Consider the following 21,279-nt stretch of genomic DNA (forward strand, 5'->3'; position numbering starts at 1 on the left):
AGTTATACAATGAAAATAGTTATCAAAATTTTATTCACAATTTTTATTAACAATTCAAAATAAAAAACCATATATTTCACTTACAAATATTTAGCATGACAAATCAAGATTTATTCTACCTTTTAGCCTTGCAACGCGTAGAAGGTGTGGGCGATATTATGGCCAAAAAATTACTCACGCATTGCGGGTCGGCAGAGGCGGTTTTTAAAACCAAAACGCAACAATTAGCCGCAATTGATGGAGTAGGGACTCATTTACTTAAAAATTTAAAGGACCAATCGGTTTTTGATAAGGCGAATAGGGAACTGGAGTTTATTAAATCGAATGCGATCAAAGTAGCCCATTTTCAAGATGATGAATATCCAAAACGTTTGAAGCATTGTATTGATGGTCCCGTATTACTGTTTTCTTCTGGGAATATCGATCTCAAAAACCGCAAAATAATAAGTATCGTGGGTACGCGTCAAATCACATCCTACGGAACCGAATTCTGTCGCAAGCTAATCGAGGATCTAGCACCATTGGATCCGGTTATCGTTAGCGGATTTGCTTATGGTGTCGATATTGTCGCGCACCAACTGGCCATGGAATATAATTTACAAACGATAGGCGTTGTGGCACATGGTCTGAACCAAATTTATCCTAAACCCCATAAAAAGTACGTTGCCAAAATGGAGGAGAATGGTGGTTTCATGACCGAGTTTTGGAGTGCATCTAATCCGGATAAAGAAAATTTTGTTCGCCGGAACCGCATTGTAGCCGGAATGACCGAGGCAACGATTGTTATAGAATCTGCGGATCGTGGAGGTTCCTTAATCACCGCAAACTTGGCTAATGATTACAACCGAGATGTGTTTGCGGTTCCCGGTCGCGTGACCGATAAGTACTCGCAAGGCTGCAACAACTTGATAAAAACTCAAAAAGCTAATGTGCTCAGTAGCGCTGCTGATTTGGTTTACATTCTCAATTGGGATATTCAAAAAGAAGCTAAGCCTGTGCAAAAACAACTCTTTGTGACTCTCGACGACGAGGAGCAAAAAGTATATGACTTCCTCCTAAAAACGGGCAAGGAATTAATGGATATCATTGCCTTGCGCTGCGATTTCCCTATTTACAGAATCTCAGGAATATTACTCAATATGGAATTGAAAGGCGTAGTACGGCCATTACCGGGTAAGTTGTTTGAGGCGATATGATATTGTCGTTATTTATTTCGTACTGTAGGAGTAATTATTATTGGTAGCAGCAGCTCGTTGCCAAGCACACGACTTGTCCCGCTATTCGTTCCAATCTTTTGAGGTAGTCCCAAGCTTCAAGGGACTACCTCAAAAGGATTTTCACTGCTTTCGGGGCTAGGAGAGGCGTTTAATTTTCAGTTGATAAGGGTAAAAAACGGATTGTTTTCTAGTTGAGGTTTTATAGTTTGCTGACCTGATTTTGATTATTTTGCTCTATTTTGTGGGCAGTGATTGCAAATACGCGCTATCGTTTGTAGTGAAATATTCGCATGATCAAGTGACGAGCGAGACGCTCGCGCTAGCTTGGATAACTACTTAACTCTTTACTGAGCGGAATTTCAAAAAAAATCCTTTTCTAGTATCTAAACTAAAAAAGGATTATTGCAATATCATTTATTTGTAATCGAGATGTTTACGAATGGTGTAAAACTTAAATGACTTATATGTTTAAAAAAAAAAATTACACCTCAAAGCCTAATTTCTCTCTCACTCTTGCTAGCACACTATTGGCTACAGCCGTAGCTTTCTCAGCGCCAAGTTTTAGTAAAGCATCTACCTCAGGAAGGTTATTGATATAGTAATTGTATTTTTCTCTTTCGTTTTTGAAAGTATCACAAATTAACTCAAACAACGCTTGCTTCGCATGCCCGTAGCCGTAATTTCCTCCTAGATAATTTGCACGCATTGTTGCCAACTGCTCTTCAGTAGCTAATAAAGAATAGATAGCAAAAGCATTACAGGTATCGGGATTTTTAGGCTCTTCAAGAGGTGTGCTGTCGGTTTCGATGCTCATGATTTGCTTGCGCAGCGCTTTGTCATCAAGGAATATGTTGATAATATTATTGGCTGATTTACTCATTTTTCCACCATTGGTACCGGGAATCAACATGCTATCTTCTTGTATTTTAGCTTCAGGAATTACAAAAGTTTCGCCCATTTGGTGGTTGAAACGTGAGGCAACATCACGAGTGATTTCTAAATGCTGTAACTGGTCTTTTCCAACAGGAACCAACTGGGCATCATACAATAAAATATCAGCAGCCATTAACATTGGGTAACTAAATAATCCAGCATTTACATCATCGAGACGGTCAGATTTGTCCTTGAACGAGTGCGCTAATGTTAACCGTTGAAACGGAAAAAAGCAGCTTAAATACCAAGACAATTCTGCTGTTTGTGGAACATCTGATTGTCTGTAAAAAACAACTTTATTAATATCAAGTCCACAAGCGAGCCATGCAGCTGCTGTGCTGTAGGTATTTGTTCTTAAAGTTTCACCGTTCTTTATTTGGGTAACCGAGTGTAAATCAGCAATAAAAAGAAACGATTCATTTTCGGGTTTGTTAGACAATGCGATTGCGGGCATGATTGCTCCTAAAAGATTTCCAAGATGAGGTGTTCCTGTACTTTGAACACCCGTTAGTATTTTTGCCATTGTATGTTAGTGCGAGGAACGAAGCAATCGCATCCTCTATATTAAGTTGTTTTTATTTTTTAAAGTTTTCAAATTTAATGCTTTTATAAATAATAGCATAGTTTTACTTACTTTTGGCGCCATGAGAGCAGTAAAACTTATTTTTTGGATCGTTTGGCGCGTTTGGTTTTATGTATTAATGACTATTCCTATAGTGATTATGTTTCCGTTTTTAGTGCTTTCTATATTTTCAGAGAAAGGATATCCTTATTTCTTTAAAATGGCTCGGATATGGTCTAAATTCATTCTTTTTGGGATGGGTTTTTATTATAAAGTAAAAAGAGAACAGCTTTTAGACAACCACAAAAGTTATATGATTGTTGCCAATCATACCTCGATGGCTGATATTATGTTGATGCTTGTTATTATTAAAAATCCTTTTGTATTCGTAGGCAAGCAGGAACTCGCTAAGATTCCGCTTTTTGGTTTTTTCTACAAACGAACTTGCATTTTAGTCGATCGTGGGAATTCTAAAAGCCGAATGGAGGTTTTTAACGAAGCTCAAAAAAGAATTAAACGCGGTTTAAGTGTTTGTATTTTCCCCGAAGGTGGCGTTCCTGATGACGAATCGATACTTTTAGATACTTTTAAAGACGGTGCTTTTAGATTAGCAATTGAACATCAAATTCCGATCGTACCCATTACCTTTGGGGATAATAAAAAAAGGCTTTCGTACACGTTCTTCAGCGGAAGTCCTGGCTTGATGCGCGCTAAGGTGCATTCCGAAATTAGTACTACAGGTTTGACTCTATTGGATAGAAAACCTTTGAGAGAAAAGGTGCGTGAAGTGATTCATACACAATTGTTACAGTATGAAAATAAGGATGCTAAAAAGCGATTTGGCTTCTTAACCAAATAAAAAAAAGAGTTGACGTTAGTCAACTCTTTTAAGTTTTATGCTTCTGCTAATTCTTTAATTTTCTCTTTAATTTTAACTTCCAATTCATCAGCTAGTTCTGGATTGTCTTTTATTAAAGATTTAACTGCGTCACGTCCTTGACCTAATTTGGTTTCGCCATAACTAAACCAAGATCCTGATTTTTTGATAATTTCAAATTCTACCGCTAGATCTAAGATTTCTCCAGTTTTAGAAACTCCTTCGCCATACATGATGTCAAATTCAGCTACTTTAAACGGTGGCGCTACTTTGTTCTTAACAATTTTTACTTTAGTTCGGTTTCCAATTACGTTGTCTCCATCTTTAATTTGAGTAGAACGACGAATATCTAAACGTACCGAAGCGTAAAACTTCAATGCATTTCCTCCTGTAGTTGTCTCTGGATTTCCAAACATAACTCCAATTTTTTCTCTTAACTGGTTGATGAAGAAAACGGTACAATTAGTTTTGCTAATCGTTCCAGTTAATTTTCTTAATGCTTGTGACATCAATCGAGCGTGAAGACCCATTTTAGAATCTCCCATTTCTCCTTCGATTTCACTTTTTGGCGTTAAAGCCGCTACCGAGTCAATTACAACAATATCAATTGCTCCTGAACGAATTAAGTTCTCAGCGATTTCAAGTGCTTGCTCTCCATTATCTGGTTGAGAGATGATTAGGTTTTCGATATCTACACCTAATTTTTCTGCATAGTTTCTGTCAAAAGCATGCTCTGCATCAATAAAAGCTGCAATTCCACCTGCTTTTTGAGCTTCGGCGATAGCGTGTAATGTTAAAGTGGTCTTTCCTGATGATTCTGGACCGTAAATTTCGATTATTCTTCCTTTTGGGTAACCGTTTACACCTAATGCTAAATCGATTCCTAAAGACCCTGATGAAATAGTTTCTACTTCAACAATGGCTTTGTCCCCCATTTTCATTACTGTTCCTTTACCGTAGGTTTTATCTAGTTTGTCTAGCGTTAATTGTAACGCTTTTAATTTTGCTTCTTTTTCTGTACTCATCTTCTCTTTTACCTTTTCTTTCATTTGTATTGTTTTATGGCTTTCAGGAGTTTAGGTGTTTAAATGATCGTTGCCTAATTCCTATTGTATCAAATTGTAGTGCTTGTAAAAATACTTTATTTTGACGTAATTTTTAAAGTTCAAAATAAAATAGTTTTTAACAATGTGTTTTAAAGGAACAAAGCTTTTAGCTCTGTTGCTTCTTCTGGTTTTATTTTGCCAGCAAGAAGTAAACTCAATTGTTTACGTCGCAAGGCAGCGTCAAATCGCTGAATCTCCAATTCGGTTTCAGGTATGATTTGGGGAACTTCAACAGGTCTTCCGGTATCGTCAACAGCTACAAAGGTATAAATGGCTTCGTTTGCTTTGGTCTTGTTTCCCGATTCTCTGTCTTCTACCCAAATATCAATGAAAATTTCCATCGAACTTTTGAAGGATCTGGAAACTTTAGCTTCAACCGTTACCACACTTCCTAGTGGAATAGCGCGATTAAAAGCTACATGATTCACTGATGCTGTTACTACTATTCGACGTGAATGTCTTCTGGCTGCAATACTGGCTGCACGGTCCATTCGAGCTAATAATTCACCCCCAAAAAGATTGTTCAAGGGATTGGTTTCGCTGGGTAAAACGAGGTCTGTTAGTGTAGTTAAAGATTCTGATGGATGTTTAGCTCTCATAAAGGGAAAGAATATTTTTTAGTTTAATAACTTTAATTTTTAATTTAACCAATAAACCGCCATTACTGCGGGTATAAAATAGATGACAATTGTTCTAGCGCCGTCATAATCCTTGGCTAACCGTTGTCCAAATAGTAACATTAGCAAGGTAATACAAGAAAAAACAGCTCCGTAAAATCCAAATAACCTACCGTTGTTTATGATTAATTGTATAGCGCCAACCACACACAAAATACCTGAGATTAATTCGAGCACCAAAATATTCATTAAAGCGAGTGGTACATGGTTTTTCAACTGTGTTTTAGCAAAATGTCCTTTTAGCCAATCTAAATTGTCCTTCCAATAAAAAATTTTATCATATCCAGATTGAATGAAAGAAATGGCTAAAAAAGCCAAAATTAAAATAGAAGCAACGTTGTTCATAGTGGTTATTTTTTATGGATTAATCGGGTGAGCTTAATAGAGAGATCGGTTAAGATTATTTTAGCATTTCCGTTGCGTTCCACATGGTACATCGCATCTGATAGCTCTTTGAAAATGTCATTGATATTATTGCCGTTTACAAAAGGAGCAAAATTCTCTAATTTAAACTTATCTACTTTGGGTTCAAAATAAACCAAGCTTGGCGCTTCATAATTAAGAAGCAAAGCTTGACGGAACATTTCCATACAAAACTGTAAAAATTTCTTTTGCGCTTCGCGACCTAGACTGGCAATTTTTTCGCTCCACAAAATCAAATCTTGAATGGCAGCGGCATTTCCTTTGGCCTTAAAAGCGGCTCTTACCCAAGTCACGAACCATTCTTCAAAAGGATATTCATCACTGTCGTCGTGTATTAAGTGCAAAGCAGCATTGTAATTACCTTGCGATTGATGCGCGATTTTTGCAGCCAGTTTAGGATCAATTTGATCGCGATTAACCAAAGCGTCTGCAATAGCAGCCTCACTTAAGCCATTAAAGTGCAGAATTTGACAGCGAGAACGTATGGTTTGAATAATATCTTCTTCGTTTTCAGAAATCAGAATGAAAACTGTTTTTTCAGGCGGTTCTTCCAACAGTTTTAAAAGCTTGTTAGAAGCGGCAATGTTCAATTTATCGGCCATCCAAACAATCATAATCTTATAACCACCTTCATAGGATTTTAGCGATAGCGATTTTAAAATTTCGGTAGCGTCATCAACTCTAATTTCCCCTTGCTTGTTTTGAACACCAAGAATAGCATACCAATCAAATAACCCTCCGTATGGATTTTGCGTAAAAAAAGCGCGCCATTCTGTAATGAAATCAATGCTTTTGGGTTTGGTTTTTACACTATCTGTGGACACAGTAGGATAAGCAAAATGCAAGTCAGGATGAGATAGTTTTTGAAATTTTAAGTTGCAAGCTTGGTTTTCGCCATTGTTTTCCCCTGCTTGGTTTCCGCATAAAATGTATTGTGCGTAAGCAATTGCCATGGGTAACGTACCACTACCCTCAGGACCTACAAATAATTGTGCGTGAGGAATCCTGCCTAAACTAGCACTTTGGGTCAGGTGATTTTTGATGTGTTCTTGCCCTAAAATTTCAGAAAATTGCATAAAGCAAAGATAACAGAAAATGACGTAGTGTGAAATTTTGAGCCGTAAATTTCAATTGCGAGCATACGAAAAGTAAGCTGAGGCTGAAAGAGTTGTTTTTGTACTTAAATTAGCAATTAGTAGTTGTAAAAGTTAAAATAACAATAGTTAGCACGATTTACATCGATTTCGCTGTGTTTTCCGTTTTTTTAATGCTTTTTGCAAATTTAATACTAGTACAAAAGTTCTATATTTGTTGTTCTTTTACAACAAACTAACTTAAAATAAGGATTAGATGAAGACTTTAAACGACTTTGATTTTAAAAATAAAAAAGCAATCATACGTGTTGATTTTAATGTACCTCTTGACGAAAACTTAATGGTAACTGATGCGACGCGTATCGAGGCTGCGAAACCTACTATTGATGCCATTCTTGCTCAAGGTGGTAGCGTAATTTTAATGTCACATTTGGGGAGACCTAAAGGAGTAGAGGAGAAGTATTCCCTTAGACCAATTGTAGCAACAACGGCGCAAATTTTAGGAGTACCGGTTCAGTTTGCTTCTGATTGTATTGGTGAAGAAGCGAAAACAGCGGCAGCCAATTTAAAGGCAGGAGAGGTCTTACTACTTGAAAATTTACGTTTTTATCCTGAAGAAGAAGCGGGCGATGTTGCTTTTGCAAAAAAACTAGCGGAATTAGGAGATATTTATGTGAATGATGCTTTTGGTACAGCTCACAGAGCGCATGCCTCGACAACAATTATTGCGCAATTTTTCCCAACTGAAAAGTGTTTTGGAACCTTATTGGCTAAAGAAATAGAAAGTTTAAATAAAGTACTTAAAAATAGTGAAAAACCAGTTACTGCAGTTTTAGGTGGATCAAAAGTGTCTTCTAAAATTACGGTTATTGAGAACATTCTTGATAAAGTAGACCACATGATCATTGGTGGTGGAATGACTTTTACTTTTGTGAAAGCGTTAGGTGGAAAAATTGGAGATTCTATTTGTGAAGATGATAAAATGGAGTTGGCTTTAGAGATTTTAAAATTAGCGAAAGAAAAAGGGGTTCAAATTCATATACCTGTGGATGTTATTGCAGCAGATGCTTTTTCGAACACGGCTAATACTAAAATCGTAGATGTAAATGAAATTCCTGATGGATGGCAAGGTCTTGACGCTGGTCCTAAATCATTAGAAAATTTTGAAAAGGTAATTATGGAGTCTAAAACCATTTTATGGAACGGTCCACTTGGTGTTTTCGAAATGGAATCTTTTGCTAAGGGTACTATTGCTTTAGGGAACTTTATAGCGGCATCTACTGAGCAAGGGGCTTTTTCTCTTGTAGGCGGAGGTGATTCAGTTGCTGCCGTAAAACAATTTAATCTTGAAGATAAAATGAGTTATGTTTCTACTGGAGGTGGCGCGATGTTAGAAATGTTAGAAGGTAGAACTTTACCCGGTATTGCTGCAATTTTAGATTAAATATTGCATTTTTAACAATATTTATTGATTTTTTCAGTTGTAACCTATTAAGTTTGTAAAAAATGATTTTTTAATCATTTATAATTAAGTAAGTTGACTGTGAAAATGAGCGTAAAAAATACCATCGTAACTGCACTATTATTAATAACAATTCCTTTGTTTTCGCAACAGAATAGCGAGAGCAAAGGAATTTTTATTAAAGAAAAAAGCCAATCCTATCTTGATTCTATCAAAAAAAGTTTTGTTAAAGACGCCATGGCTTCCTGCGTTGATAGCCTCTGGATGAAGGAATTGACTGATTTAGACTTGTATAATGACATCACTAGCGATATAACAAATATCAATACCGATGTGAAAGTAGATTATGAATTGTCTACGGATTTATTAAAAGCAAGACTCGAGGCAATGAACGCGAAATCTCCTTTTAGGATTGAGTACAATCAGAGCTTAGAAAACGTTATTAAGTCTTTTTTAAAAAATAGAAAAAAAGCGTTTGGCCGATTAATGGCTATTTCAGAATATTATTTTCCACTTTTCGAAGAAGAGTTCGCTAAGCAGAATGTTCCTCTAGAAATAAAATATTTGGCGGTTGTGGAATCGGCTTTAAACCCGAAAGCAGTTTCTAGAATGGGCGCTACCGGACTTTGGCAATTTATGTATCAAACCGGAAAGCAATACAATCTAAAAATCGATTCATACATAGACGAACGCAGTGATCCGCTCAAGGCTACTGCTGCTGCTGCAAAATACATGTCGAATATGTATGGTATTTTTGGTGATTGGGAGCTCGTTTTGGCTTCATACAATTCAGGACCAGGTAACGTATCTAAAGCGATAAGACGCTCTGGTGGAAAGCAAGATTATTGGAGTATTAGGAACAATCTACCCAAAGAAACGCAGGGTTATGTTCCCGCTTTTTTAGCTACAATGTATTTGTATGAGTATCGTAAAGAACACGGAATAATTCCTGATCGTGCTGTTGTGCAACATTTTGCTACTGATACAGTAATGATCAAAAAAGAAATGTCGTTTAAACAAATCTCGGATTTGCTAGATGTTCCGGTTGCACAATTACAATTACTTAATCCATCGTATAAGCTTAATATCGTTCCGGCCTACCGTGATGAGAAACATTTTTTGCGTTTGCCAAATGATAAAATAGCACTATTTACATCTAATGAGGATAAATTGTATGCCTACGTTCAATATCAATTGGACGAAAAAGAAGCTCCTTTTAGAAACAACACCGCTATTGCATCAACAACAAATAGCAAAACCATTGAGCGCGAAAGCCGAGTAAAAACGAAATATTATAAGGTAAAAAAGGGAGACAATCTAGGTAGTATTGCCACTGAAAATGAAGTTTCTGTAGCAGACTTGAAAAAATGGAATGGACTTCGAAGCAATACCATAGCCTACGGTCAAAACCTAAAAATTGTTAGTGACGAGACGGTTGTTCAAAAGACTAGTGCTGCAACTGCAACCGCTGTAGCTGCAAATAATAGAGCACCAAAAGAAGAAAAGAATAAAAAAGAAAATCTAAAGGATAGTTTGGTTGGCAATCAAGCGGGAGTTTATGTAGTGCAAAATGGGGATACGTTTAACACCATAGCCGAAAAATACCAAGTAACAGTAGCTCAAATAAAAGAGTGGAATAACCTGACTGATTCTAACCTTCGCCAAGGTCTGGCTTTACAAATCACAAATGGCGGAAAAGAGGCCATCAAGATGGAAGTAGCACAATCACCAGAACTTAAAGAGATTTTTTATACCGTTCAAAAAGGAGATAATCTTTCTAATATTGCGAAAAAATTTGGTGCCTCAGTTGAAAGTTTGAAGGAGTGGAACGATTTACCAACAGCCGCTATTAATTTAGGGAGCCAATTGATAGTTGCCAAAGATGAGATTGCCATAACCACCAATGCGGTAGCAGTAAGTGCTTTTAAGGTCAAAAACACATCTAAAACAACGGTTAAAGAAGCAGCTGATTATTACGTTAAAAAAGGAGATTCTCTTTTTAGCATAGCCAAGAAATACCCAGGAATCTCGGTATCTGATATTATAAAATGGAATGGTATTAAAGGAGAAAACATTAAGCCAGGTATGAAGCTTAAAATTAACGGATAACATTGGTAAGCATAATGACTTAAATGGGGTTTGTTCCAAAAGGGACAAACCCTATTTTTTTACAATTGGAACAGTTTTTTATCAATTTTTAAAAAGTGGAACGATATTCGTGGTTAATTGCCCAAGCAACACTATCTTGATAAATGAACGATTTTAGTCATTATTTCTTTAAATTTAGTGCTTATTTAACTGTACCAAAATGAATAAAAAGATTTTTATAGCACTTATAGCTAGCTTTTTTTTGCTTTTTTCTTGTAAAAAAGAGGAGCTTAGTCTGCCTAGAATTGCAAACGGAAAAATTAACAATATTGCCATAATAGTCGATGATGCGCTATGGAATGGAGAGGTGGGAGACAGTGTCAGAAATAAGTTTGCTGCCCCAGTATTAGGATTGCCACAAGAGGAACCACTTTTTAATATCAATCAATATCCAATCAAGTTAATGGAAGGCTTTATGACCGATAGTCGTAATGTTATCGTAATTAAAAAAGGTGATGTTGATCAATTTAACGTAAAAAAAGATGAATATGCCTCGCCTCAAAATGTCTTTCATATCACAGGAAAATCAGTACATTCTATTTTGGATTTAATTGAGAAAAGAGCACCCCAAATCATTAAAACAATTCATCAAAATGAAATCGATGAAAGCCAAAGATTAGCAAAGAAATCACTTTTAAAGAAAGATTTTTTTGAGAATAAATTCAAAATTTCGCTTCAAATACCTTCTAGCTATGAATTAATGGTTCAAGATGCTAATTTTGTTTGGCTTAAAAAAGAAATTATTAGTGGCAACACCAGCGTTTTAATATACCAAGTTCCGCTTTCAGTCATAAACAACGAAAATAGTATTGTTGCCAATATCATTACCATGCGAGATTCTATAGGGAGCTTGTATATTCATGGAAAAGAACCCAATACTGATATGATTACTGAGGAGGCGTATGCACCCTATTTTTTTGTAGTTAATTTAGATGGTAAGTTAACCTATGAGACCAAAGGAACATGGGAACTGCGTGATGATTTCATGTCGGGACCTTTTATAAATTATGCCATAATTGATAAAGCAAACGATCGGGTTTTAGTACTGGAAGGTTTTTGCTATTCGCCCTCCAAGGAAAAGCGTGATTTGATGCTAGAGTTAGAAGCAATTATCAGGTCAGTAGCGGTAATTAAGGGATAATTAGCTAAATTCGCTCTCGATAATCAAACAATATATTTTGAGATGGGTTTACAGTGGAAAATAAAGGCTTTTGATGCACTATCTGTTCATGAGTTATATGATTTGTTGCGTTTGCGAAGCGAGATCTTTGTAGTCGAACAAAACTGCGTTTATCTTGATTTAGACGGTAAGGATAAAGTAGCCTTACACCTAATAGGAGAGTTCGAGGGTAAAACAGTAGCACATGCACGCCTTTTTAAACCCGGAATTAGTTTTGACAATGCATCCATAGGCCGAGTAGTGGTTGACGCAAATTACCGTTCTAAAAAATGGGGACACGATTTAATGCGTGAGGCGATTGCCGCAGTAGCTGCACATTACAACGAAACTGCTATCACTATTGGAGCTCAATTGTACTTGAAAAAATTCTATGAAAGTCATGGTTTTGTGCAAACGAGTGAAATGTACCTTGAAGATGATATTCCGCACATTGAGATGACTAAGGAGTAAGTTATTTTTTAGTTATTAAAAACTCTACTCTGCGGTCAAAATCTTCTCCTTTCCCTAGTGGGAATCGATTTCCTACACCTTTATAAGACATTCGTAAACTGTTAATTTGCTTATTAATCAAGTATCTAAACACGGTTTTAGCTCTGTTGACAGACAGTTTTCGTTCATTAGTTGCACGATCAATAGCATCACGATAGTAGTTTGGAGTACAGCAAACATGACCAATAATTTCGAATTCAATGGTTTTGTTTTTTTCTAACAATTTAGCAATCTTGTCTAGCTCTTGTTGGGAGGCTGGAGTTAGTTGACTACTTCCTAAATTAAAAAGAATGTTTTCAAGAAAGATGCGATCTCCTACTTCATGTTTGTCTTGAAAGGAGGTATAAATTCCTTTTCCAAAACTGTTTTTTCGGACAATTAAAATATCTACACGTCTGTTTTTTGAGCGAATCTCGGTTAGATTTTCAAATGGATTATTTGTTAAAAGCACCCTTCCTTTGCCTTCAATAATCACTATTTTGTTTTTATTAAAACCATTTGCCATCAATATCTGTTGGACGGTATTAACCCGTTTCTCAGATAATTTATAGTTGTAATCATTGTCTCCACGATCATCGCAATAGCCATAAATTTGTATGGATTCGATACGAGTAGTGTCTGATTGTATCACAAAATCCCATATTAATTTTTCTTGATCAGCATCTAATGAATATTTATCAAATTCAAAATAGACCGTCTCTATTTTTTTGTCCTGAGCGTTTAAGCCCAAAAAGAAGAAGAGAAATAATATGTAGCAGTGCTTGCACATTAATTTTTTAGAATCGTTTTATATTCTGTAGGGTTGTTTAAAATGCTTACTGATTTTTTAATCTCTGAATTGGTTTTCAGATAATATTGATAAAAACCTTCCTCGTATTGGAACCGTTTTATAATTGCATCTACAATGATGTTTTTAATTTCTTGCTGGTTTTTATCGAGTTGAGTAGCTTCACTTTTTTGCAAAGCAGTAAGCAACTGCTGATATTCTGCAGTAATACTTTCGTCTAATTTTTCTTTTTTGGCAACAGCCAAAGTGTTTTTTAAGGCGAGTTCTGTTTCGGTTTCAAAGGCGTATTTAGGAGCTTTAATGAATTGCTTGAAGTCTTGATAGTCAGCAGCCGAAAAATTGGGTATTTGATTGCCCAAGCTTGCGTTTTTGTAATAGTAATTAGTAACATAGTCAAAAATCGCATCATTTTTTTCTAACGCATTGGCAATAACACTTGATTTAGTTTCATCTAGCTGCACATCAGGTAAAATTCCACCACCGTCATAAACGGTTCTTCCTTTTCGGGTTTTATAGGCATTATAATTTTTTTCTTGCGTGCGTGTGGCAACTCCATTTTTATCTTTTTTAGCATAATCTAATGCTTGTATGCAACGTCCCGAAGGAGTATAGTAACGAGAAATCGTGACTTTTAATTGGGTGCTGTATGTTAAGTCTATTGGTTTTTGAACCAAACCTTTACCAAAACTGCGACTTCCTACAATCACCGCTCTATCCAAATCCTGTAATGCGCCCGATACAATTTCCGAAGCCGATGCGCTTCTATCATTTACAATAATAACTAACGGAATTTGAGTGTCAACAGGTTCGTTTTGAGTTTTATAAGTGTTATTGTATTTTTCGTGTTGGGACTTGGTCGTTACTATAATTTCGTTTTTTGGAACAAATAAATTACAAATATTCACCGCTTCGTTTAATAAACCACCTGGATTGTCACGTAAATCTAGAACAATACGCTCCGCTCCTTGGTTTTTTAAGTCCTCCAATGCTTGCTTCATTTCATTTGATGCTTTTTGATTGAATCGAGCAAGGACGATATAGCCTGTTTTATCATCGATTTTAGCGTAAAAAGGAACCGATTTAATACCTACTTCATCAAGGATAATCTCGGCTGTTTTTTGCTTGCCTTGGCGAATAAATTGAAGTGCGATTTTAGTATTTTTAACTCCTTTAAGTAATTGAGAGGCATCTTCTTTTAAATCAGTGATAGGAACATCCCCAATTTGCGTAATTAAATCACCCGGTTTTAATCCCGCTTTATCAGCAGGGAAGTTCTTATAAACTTCACGAATGAGTAGTTGTCCGTCTTTTTGTGAAATCAATGCTCCTACTCCTGTATATTCTCCAGTATTATTAATTTTAAAACGCAGCACATCCTGTTCATTAAAGTACACCGTGTAAGGATCAAGGCTAGCAAGCATGCCTTTGATGGCTTTGTCCATTAATTCTCCGGGGTTGGATTCATCGACATAGTTGTTGTTTACTTCTTTGAATAAGGTCGTGAAAATCTCTATTTGCTTGGCTATTTCAAAAAAGTCATTTTTAAAACTAGCACCTACAAATAGAAATGCAGAAGCAGCAACGGGGATGAGGTATTTTTTTTTGAGGAAGGAACGCATTAGTTTTTATTTTTTTGTTTTATTTTTTTTCTGATGAAATAAATAATAGTAGTTAAAATGATTAAGAATGGCCAAATTGATAATAAAGCGATTAAAAAGCTAGATAAGGAATTGAAACCTGATGTTATGGCATTCCATATTTTAGAGCCATAAGAATTTGTTACACCGCCATCAGCAGCTACATTTTTATAAAAATAGATGGTTATTGTACTTTCTGATATTCTGCTTTGTAAGTAGTTCAATTCTCCTTGCTTCGCCTCAATTTCTTCTCTAATTGTAGCCAGTTCTTTTTCGATTTCTAGCATTTCTGATACTTTGTTTGCTTTATTTAAGAGCTCAATGTATCTATTTTCAAGTGATTTTTTAGCTTTAATTCGAGCATCAATATCAATGTATTCTGCTGTGACGTCTTGAGCCGTTATCTCTTTGTTTTCGAAGTATGCGACTCCTTTAGAGATATTTTTTATAAAGACATCAAAGTTTTGGTTGGGAACGCGAATTATTAATTTTTTGTAGATGGAACCGTAGTCTTTTCCTTCTGAATCATTTTGAATTGTGCCGCCTGCTTCTTTGGTATTAGTTACAATTTGGTTGTAAGTGCTTTCTAGTTCTGAGGTTTCAAAACGCAAGTTGGCCTCTTTGATTATCTTTTGTTCAATGGATTGGCTCCCGTCGGTTTTAGACGGATCCACTTTTATTTTTGCAGGTAGTACAATGGATTGAGTTTTAGAATCTAGACTTTCATCAGCTTTTTTACAGCTAATGCAGCAAGATAGAAAAATTATTAAAAGGACTTTTAGCTTCATCGAACTGTTTTTTACCTGCTAAAAATACAAAAAATTGGTTTGCTACTCTTCTTTTTTTGTGGTTTGAGCAATAAACTTCTCGAAGAGTTGGATTGTTTTTGTATTGATTTCCTCGTACGATAAACGGTCTTTGGTTTGATAGAACAACATGAAGCAATACGGTTTGTCAATTACGTCGAGTAGTAGGTGTTTGTTGAGTCGGTACGTTTCGCGCAATACGCGTTTGAAATAGTTGCGATCGACCGCTTTTTTGAAGTTTTTTTTAGAAACAGAAACGCCCATTTTTATTTTCTCGCCCTCATTATCGGAACTGCAATGGTAAACGAGTCGCAAGGGGTATTTAGAAACTGACTTACCCTCGGTGAATAATAATCCAATGCTGATTTTACTTTTGAGTTTTTCGTTTTTTGGATAAGTGAAATTCATTTGATGAGGTAGTGAACAATGATTAAGGGGGACAAAGGTACAATTAAACGATAAATCTATTATTATTTGCCAATTAATTAGCACTAAAAAATTATTTGTTACTTTTGGGGCTAATTTTTTAAAGAATGCAAAAACTAATTTCGTATCCTATTTCCATTATCTACTATTTGTGTTTTGGACTTACGCTAGTGATTTTTCACCCAATTCAGTGGGTGTGTTTTAGGTTTTTTGGGTATCAAGCACATAAAAAAAGTGTTGATTATTTGAATTTTTTCTTAGTGCGATGTACTAATATTGTGGGAACCACTTATAAATTTAGCAACGTAGAGGCTATTCCTAAAGGGGTTCCAATCATTTTTGTTAGTAATCATCAAAGCATGTATGATATTATTGCCATGATTTGGTTTTTACGCGATTTTCATTGTAAATTTGTTAGTAAGAAGGAGTTAGGTGAAGGAATACCAAGTGTTTCGTATAATTTGCGTCATGGAGGTTCCGCATTAATTGATAGAAAAGACCCTAAACAAGCCATTCCTGAGATTAAAAAGTTGGGTGATTATATTGAGGCTAACAATCGTTCGGCTGTAATTTTTCCGGAAGGAACGAGAAGTAAAACGGGTCAACCAAAGGCATTTTCTCAAACTGGATTAAAGATTTTATGCAAGGCAGCACCCTCGGCTTATGTCGTTCCTGTAAGCATAAACAATAGTTGGAAAATGGTTAAATTTGGTTTTTTTCCACTTGGTTTAGGAAATCGGCTTACCTTTGTAATGCACAAGCCTTTAAAGGTGAGTGAATATGATTTTGAGGATTTAATTGAAAAGGCTGAAAAGGCCGTTGTAGAAGGAATAAAATTTTAATATATATAAAATGTCAATAAAAAACATTCGTTTAGAAGTAATGCAGTTTTTGGAAAAAAACGTATCAAGCTATGTGGATCAGTATCTAATACCTGTTGAAGAAATATGGCAGCCATCTGATTTTTTACCTAATTCTGAAAGTGATAACTTTTTAGAAGAAGTTAAAGAATTACGTGAAATATCTAAAGACTTACCTTATGATTTTTGGGTAGCTATGGTAGGTGATATGATTACTGAGGAAGCGTTGCCAACCTATGAGAACTGGTTGATGGAGGTTGAAGGTGTCGATAATTTGGAACGCAACGGTTGGGCACAATGGGTGCGCCAATGGACAGGTGAAGAAAATCGTCATGGTGATCTTTTAAATAAGTACTTGTATTTGTCAGGTCGTGTGAATATGCGTGAAGTCGAAATGACGACACAACACTTAATCAATGATGGTTTCGATATTGGTACCGGTAGAGATCCTTACAAGAACTTTGTGTACACTAGTTTTCAAGAATTAGCTACTTATGTTTCTCATAACAGAGTTTCGCAATTAGCTAAAAGTTATGGTGATAAAAAATTAGCTAAAATGTGTAAAATGATTGCTGGCGACGAGATGCGTCATCATCATGCTTACAGTGAATTTGTTAACCAAATTTTCAAAATTGATCCAAGCGAAATGATGCTAGCTTTCCAGTACATGATGAAAGCTAAAATTGTGATGCCAGCACACTTCTTGAGAGAGTCAGGAGCTAAAATTAGTTCGGCTTTTGAGTTGTTTTCTGATTCTGCACAACGTATTGGGGTGTATACTGCCAATGATTATGTGGAGATTATGCAAAAGCTAATCAGTAAATGGGAAATTGATAAGATTGGAGGATTAACAGATGAAGCTGAGAAAGCGCGTGATTACTTGATGAAGTTACCAGGAAGAATGGCTAGAATCTCTGAAAGAATCGTTATACCGCAGGAAACTCATATTTTCAAATGGGTAGAGCCAGCAAGATTGTAAGTTTCTACCAATTCAAATAATATAGATGTTGATTTTTAAAGTGAAAGCTTTGAGAATCAACATTTTTTTTAAAGTATATAAAAATGCAACAGACAGATAGTATCGTAAAAACAATTGCTTTTGTAAAAGAACAATTAGCGGGAGCAGAGGGTGGACATGACTGGTTTCATATAGAACGCGTGTATAGAAACGCTATGTTAATTGGTGCCGAAGAGCAGTGCGACACAACTGTAGTACAATTAGCGGCATTACTTCATGATATTGCTGATAGTAAATTTCATAACGGAGATGAAACCATTGGCCCTAAAACCGCTAGAACCTTTTTAGAATCGATTGCTATCGATAAGGGAGCAATTGATCACGTGATTAAAATTATTGAAAACATCTCTTTCAAAGGCGGGAAGGTAGCGCGTGATTTTAGTTCAATAGAATTAGATATTGTGCAAGATGCGGACCGTTTAGATGCCATAGGAGCCATTGGTATCGCTAGAGCGTTTAATTATGGCGGTTTTAAAAATAGAGCGCTGTATGACCCTAATATTGCGCCTAACACGTCAATGACTAAGGAGGAATATAAAACTAACAATGCACCAACAATTAATCACTTTTACGAAAAACTATTGTTGTTAAAAGAGAAAATGAATACGGATACGGGAAAAAAAATCGCACAAGAGCGACACCGCTACATGGAAGGCTTTCTCTCGCAATTTTATGCCGAATGGGAGGGTGAAAAATAGAAGTTACAATGCCGTTTTCACGAAGTTAACAGCACTTTTTAAACCTTTTTTAGTTGTAAATGCCTTTTTCTTGCATTTCAATAATCACATCTGATGCGCTTTTAAACGTTGGCGCTTGTTCGATAATGGTGCCTACTCTTTTTTTATTGAGTTTAAAAGTAATATCGTTTTCAGTAGTAAACAGCAAAGCGGTTAAAAACGGATTATTCATGTACGAGGCCAAGATAGGGTAGGCATCGTCGATCGTATGAAAACTTTCTACTTCTTCCGTTTTGTATTTAGTGCTTAAGGAGAGCATGAATACATCATCTTCTAAAAGAACGGGACGTACGTAGATATTTTTAATTTCGGTATCGCCTATGGTCTTTGCCAAAGTTAATTTAGAGTAGGTTTTATCGATAATACTTTGTTTTACTCTTTCCCAAAAAAGGGCAAATATAGGTTCGTATGACATTGTGTTCGTTTTTTTGAAGATCTCTAACTGCAAAATTAGCTTTTGTTAATGGTATTTAGGGATTAATTAGATAAAATTTAGTGTAGAAAACAAAAACCACAGTGCAATTAGTAAAGGTAATTAACACTGTGGTTGTAAATAATCCAAGCTATTGTTTCTTTATTTCCCTGGGAAAACGGCTTTTCTTTTCTCTAAAAATGCGGTTGTACCTTCTTTAAAATCTTCAGTACCAAAGCATTTTCCAAACGATTTTATTTCGGTTTCATAACCATTTTCACCATCTTTAAAATTGGCATTTACTGCTTTAATGGCTTTAGTTATTGCTACGGGTGAGTTTTTCATGATTTTAGTTGCGATACCGTTGCAAAAATCTAAAAGTTCTGCTTGAGGTACCACATGATTCGCTAAACCGTTACGGTAGGCTTCGTCAGCTCCAATCATACCCGCAGTCATAATCATTTCCATGGCACGACCTTTACCAATTAATTGTGGTAAGCGTTGTGTTCCTCCGTAACCTGGGATGACTCCTAATGAAACTTCTGGAAGTCCCATTTTGGCATTGTCCGAAGCTACTCTAATATGGCAAGACATTGCCAATTCTAATCCACCTCCTAATGCAAATCCGTTAACGGCAGCTATTACAGGTATTTTTAAGTTCTCAACAAAGTTAAAAAGGATGTCTTGTCCTTGTGCTGCTAATTGGGCACCTTCTTCAACTGAAAACTGTGCAAACTCAGCGATATCGGCTCCTGCTACAAATGCTTTTTCACCGCTTCCCGTTAATATAATAACACGAGTATCGTAGTTTTTTTCTAAACTTTCAAAGGCATGATGTAGCTCTTTAATCGTCTTCGTGTTTAATGCGTTTAATTTTGTTGGGCGGTTTATGGTAATAGTTGCAATGCTGTTTTCTGAGGCAACTAGAATGTTTTCGTAAGTCATAATGCTTGTTTAAGAGTTAATTATTGGAAGCGAAACGATAAAACGAGTTCCTTTTCCGTATTCTGTTTCAAAGGTAATTGTTCCTTTGTAATTTTCAATAATGTTTTTAATAATACCTAGTCCAAGGCCCATTCCACTATTTTTAGTGGTAAATTTGGGTTGAAATATTCTATTGATATCAATTGGATTAATTCCAACGCCATTGTCCTCTACAGTAATTAAAACGTTGTTCAAAACCTTTTTCACCACTACTTTTATTTGCTTGTGCTCTTGCAATTCTGGAATGGATTGAATCGCGTTTTTAACTAAATTGGTGATGATGCGAACCAATTGTGTTCGGTCTATTTTAGAGATAATTTCTGGGAATTCGGGCTCGAAGATGATATTATTTTCTTTGAAGATATCTAAAGCTAATTCAACCACTTCTACCACATTTAAAGTTTCGTTTTGTTGGGCAGGCATGGATGCAAAATTTGAAAATGCCGAGGCAACTGCGCTCATCGTATCAATTTGCTGAATCAAAGTTTCTGAGTAATCCTTCATTTTTTGATTAACGTTAGGATCGTCAGGACTAAACCTTCTTTGAAAACTTTGAACCGTTAATCGCATAGGCGTCAACGGATTTTTAATTTCGTGAGCGACTTGCTTTGCCATTTCGCGCCAAGCTTCTTCTCGTTCGCTTTGAGCTAGTTTTAGGGCGCTTTTCTCTAGTTCATCAACCATTTGATTGTAGGCTTTTATCAGTAAATTAATTTCTTTACTGTTGGCCTCTAAATGTATTTTTTCGTTTTTCTGATTTAAACTCGTCTCATTTAGTTTGTCAGAGATCGTTTTTAGGGACTTAGTAATATAAGAGGATAGGAAATAAGCTAAGGCAAATGCCACCAAAAGCATAAACGAATATACTTGCCCTAGCCTGATCAAGAAACTACTCAATTCCTTCTGATAAAAGCCATCATCTTCTAAATAGGGTAAATTTAAAACACCTAATGGTTTGAAGCGATCATCTTTAATTTGGGTAAAAGAAGATCTATTTTTGACCCCATCGATCGTTTTGATGTCAACGTAGCGCTTTTCGATGGAGGAGCGTACGAGCTTCAATATATATTTTGGAATTGGAGGCGAAACTTTATCTACGGAAAAGGATTCCTTTGATGATTTTAAGAGTTTACCATCCAGATCGTATATGTTGATTTCGATGTTGTGAATTTGAGCTAATTCATGAATTTTATCTTTAAAAATCAGGTCTAAATTCTCGGTTGTTAAAGGGTAAGTTGTAGTCGAAAGAACATAGTTAATGTGTTCTTTGACCGCATTTTCTTTACGCTCTAAACGTTCTTGATGGTATTCTTTGGCTTCATTTTTAAATTGGATAATCGAAATGGAAGCTAATAATATGGATGCAACAATTATCAAAACGATCATCGAAAGGAAGATTCGAACTCGTAACGAAAGCATTGATAATTTGAAGTTTTTTAGCATA

The 21,279-nt window shown here is 35.8% G+C and carries 21 protein-coding genes; 9 read left to right on the plus strand and 12 right to left on the minus strand.

The genetic code is table 11. The features are described from left to right. Nucleotides 1-95: 95 nt before the first annotated feature. On the plus strand, nucleotides 96-1,196 hold the full coding sequence (gene dprA, locus ACZ2G0_RS03795; protein ID WP_470309071.1) for a DNA-processing protein DprA: 1,101 nt from the start codon (nucleotides 96-98) through the stop codon (nucleotides 1,194-1,196). Between the two features lie 502 nt (nucleotides 1,197-1,698). Here the strand turns inward: dprA and trpS are convergent. Further along, entirely contained in the window at nucleotides 1,699-2,673 is a 975-nt protein-coding gene (gene trpS, locus ACZ2G0_RS03800) for a tryptophan--tRNA ligase (RefSeq protein ID WP_470309072.1), read from the minus strand. A gap of 121 nt (nucleotides 2,674-2,794) precedes the next feature. Here trpS and ACZ2G0_RS03805 point away from each other — a divergent pair, with 121 nt between their 5' ends. Further along, the gene (locus ACZ2G0_RS03805) at nucleotides 2,795-3,571 is read left to right on the plus strand and encodes a lysophospholipid acyltransferase family protein (protein WP_470309073.1); all 777 of its coding nucleotides are present in this window, start codon (nucleotides 2,795-2,797) and stop codon (nucleotides 3,569-3,571) included. Nucleotides 3,572-3,606: 35 nt separating this feature from the next. On the opposite strand, the gene recA is transcribed toward ACZ2G0_RS03805, so the two are convergent. The 4 genes from recA to ACZ2G0_RS03825 all read right to left on the minus strand — a co-directional run bounded on the left by recA (nucleotide 3,607) and on the right by ACZ2G0_RS03825 (nucleotide 6,871). Next, nucleotides 3,607-4,614, minus strand: coding sequence for a recombinase RecA (recA, locus tag ACZ2G0_RS03810; protein WP_470309815.1), 1,008 nt, complete (start codon nucleotides 4,612-4,614; stop codon nucleotides 3,607-3,609). Between the two features lie 170 nt (nucleotides 4,615-4,784). Then, nucleotides 4,785-5,294: an acyl-CoA thioesterase gene (locus tag ACZ2G0_RS03815; RefSeq protein ID WP_300284071.1), complete on the minus strand. Its 510-nt coding sequence runs from the start codon at nucleotides 5,292-5,294 to the stop codon at nucleotides 4,785-4,787. Between the two features lie 39 nt (nucleotides 5,295-5,333). Continuing rightward, nucleotides 5,334-5,717, minus strand: a complete 384-nt coding sequence (locus ACZ2G0_RS03820; protein WP_470309074.1) for a DoxX family protein — start codon at nucleotides 5,715-5,717, stop codon at nucleotides 5,334-5,336. 5 nt (nucleotides 5,718-5,722) lie between these two features. Beyond that, complete coding sequence (locus ACZ2G0_RS03825) at nucleotides 5,723-6,871, minus strand: DNA polymerase III subunit (RefSeq protein WP_470309075.1); 1,149 nt, start codon at nucleotides 6,869-6,871, stop codon at nucleotides 5,723-5,725. Nucleotides 6,872-7,145: 274 nt separating this feature from the next. Here ACZ2G0_RS03825 and ACZ2G0_RS03830 point away from each other — a divergent pair, with 274 nt between their 5' ends. The 4 genes from ACZ2G0_RS03830 to ACZ2G0_RS03845 all read left to right on the plus strand — a co-directional run bounded on the left by ACZ2G0_RS03830 (nucleotide 7,146) and on the right by ACZ2G0_RS03845 (nucleotide 12,129). Next, the gene (locus tag ACZ2G0_RS03830) at nucleotides 7,146-8,333 is read left to right on the plus strand and encodes a phosphoglycerate kinase (RefSeq protein ID WP_470309076.1); all 1,188 of its coding nucleotides are present in this window, start codon (nucleotides 7,146-7,148) and stop codon (nucleotides 8,331-8,333) included. Between the two features lie 105 nt (nucleotides 8,334-8,438). Beyond that, nucleotides 8,439-10,460, plus strand: coding sequence for a lytic transglycosylase domain-containing protein (locus tag ACZ2G0_RS03835; RefSeq protein WP_470309077.1), 2,022 nt, complete (start codon nucleotides 8,439-8,441; stop codon nucleotides 10,458-10,460). Between the two features lie 199 nt (nucleotides 10,461-10,659). Continuing rightward, complete coding sequence (locus ACZ2G0_RS03840) at nucleotides 10,660-11,640, plus strand: DUF4837 family protein (protein WP_470309078.1); 981 nt, start codon at nucleotides 10,660-10,662, stop codon at nucleotides 11,638-11,640. 42 nt (nucleotides 11,641-11,682) lie between these two features. Further along, nucleotides 11,683-12,129, plus strand: a complete 447-nt coding sequence (locus ACZ2G0_RS03845) for a GNAT family N-acetyltransferase (protein WP_470309079.1) — start codon at nucleotides 11,683-11,685, stop codon at nucleotides 12,127-12,129. Between the two features lies 1 nt (nucleotide 12,130). Here ACZ2G0_RS03845 and ACZ2G0_RS03850 read toward each other — a convergent pair whose 3' ends face one another. The 4 genes from ACZ2G0_RS03850 to rnpA are packed head-to-tail and all read right to left on the minus strand — an operon-like array spanning nucleotide 12,131 to nucleotide 15,806. After that, a complete protein-coding gene (locus tag ACZ2G0_RS03850; RefSeq protein ID WP_470309080.1) occupies nucleotides 12,131-12,937 on the minus strand; it encodes an OmpA family protein in 807 nt (268 codons plus the stop codon). Beyond that, nucleotides 12,937-14,574: a S41 family peptidase gene (locus tag ACZ2G0_RS03855; protein WP_470309081.1), complete on the minus strand. Its 1,638-nt coding sequence runs from the start codon at nucleotides 14,572-14,574 to the stop codon at nucleotides 12,937-12,939. Before ACZ2G0_RS03855 ends, ACZ2G0_RS03850 begins: the two co-directional genes overlap by 1 nt. After that, nucleotides 14,574-15,380: a DUF4349 domain-containing protein gene (locus ACZ2G0_RS03860; RefSeq protein ID WP_300285947.1), complete on the minus strand. Its 807-nt coding sequence runs from the start codon at nucleotides 15,378-15,380 to the stop codon at nucleotides 14,574-14,576. Before ACZ2G0_RS03860 ends, ACZ2G0_RS03855 begins: the two co-directional genes overlap by 1 nt. Before the next feature lie 42 nt (nucleotides 15,381-15,422). Then, entirely contained in the window at nucleotides 15,423-15,806 is a 384-nt protein-coding gene (gene rnpA / locus ACZ2G0_RS03865; RefSeq protein WP_470309082.1) for a ribonuclease P protein component, read from the minus strand. 125 nt (nucleotides 15,807-15,931) lie between these two features. On the opposite strand from rnpA, the gene ACZ2G0_RS03870 reads away from it, so the two are divergent. From ACZ2G0_RS03870 to ACZ2G0_RS03880, 3 genes are all read left to right on the plus strand, one after another. Continuing rightward, nucleotides 15,932-16,666: a lysophospholipid acyltransferase family protein gene (locus ACZ2G0_RS03870; RefSeq protein WP_470309083.1), complete on the plus strand. Its 735-nt coding sequence runs from the start codon at nucleotides 15,932-15,934 to the stop codon at nucleotides 16,664-16,666. A 10-nt stretch (nucleotides 16,667-16,676) separates the two neighbouring features. Continuing rightward, the gene (locus ACZ2G0_RS03875; protein WP_470309084.1) at nucleotides 16,677-17,663 is read left to right on the plus strand and encodes an acyl-ACP desaturase; all 987 of its coding nucleotides are present in this window, start codon (nucleotides 16,677-16,679) and stop codon (nucleotides 17,661-17,663) included. 83 nt (nucleotides 17,664-17,746) lie between these two features. Beyond that, the gene (locus tag ACZ2G0_RS03880) at nucleotides 17,747-18,400 is read left to right on the plus strand and encodes an HD domain-containing protein (protein ID WP_470309085.1); all 654 of its coding nucleotides are present in this window, start codon (nucleotides 17,747-17,749) and stop codon (nucleotides 18,398-18,400) included. A 49-nt stretch (nucleotides 18,401-18,449) separates the two neighbouring features. On the opposite strand, the gene ACZ2G0_RS03885 is transcribed toward ACZ2G0_RS03880, so the two are convergent. From ACZ2G0_RS03885 to ACZ2G0_RS03895, 3 genes are all read right to left on the minus strand, one after another. Further along, nucleotides 18,450-18,854 carry a hypothetical protein gene (locus ACZ2G0_RS03885; protein ID WP_470309086.1) on the minus strand — a complete coding sequence of 135 codons (405 nt, stop codon included), beginning with the start codon at nucleotides 18,852-18,854 and terminating at the stop codon, nucleotides 18,450-18,452. A 159-nt stretch (nucleotides 18,855-19,013) separates the two neighbouring features. After that, complete coding sequence (locus ACZ2G0_RS03890) at nucleotides 19,014-19,796, minus strand: enoyl-CoA hydratase/isomerase family protein (RefSeq protein ID WP_470309087.1); 783 nt, start codon at nucleotides 19,794-19,796, stop codon at nucleotides 19,014-19,016. A gap of 9 nt (nucleotides 19,797-19,805) precedes the next feature. Further along, a complete protein-coding gene (locus ACZ2G0_RS03895) occupies nucleotides 19,806-21,278 on the minus strand; it encodes a sensor histidine kinase (RefSeq protein WP_470309088.1) in 1,473 nt (490 codons plus the stop codon). Nucleotide 21,279: the final 1 nt, after the last annotated feature.

It is taken from the genome of Flavobacterium sp. KKT103, assembly GCF_055640565.1.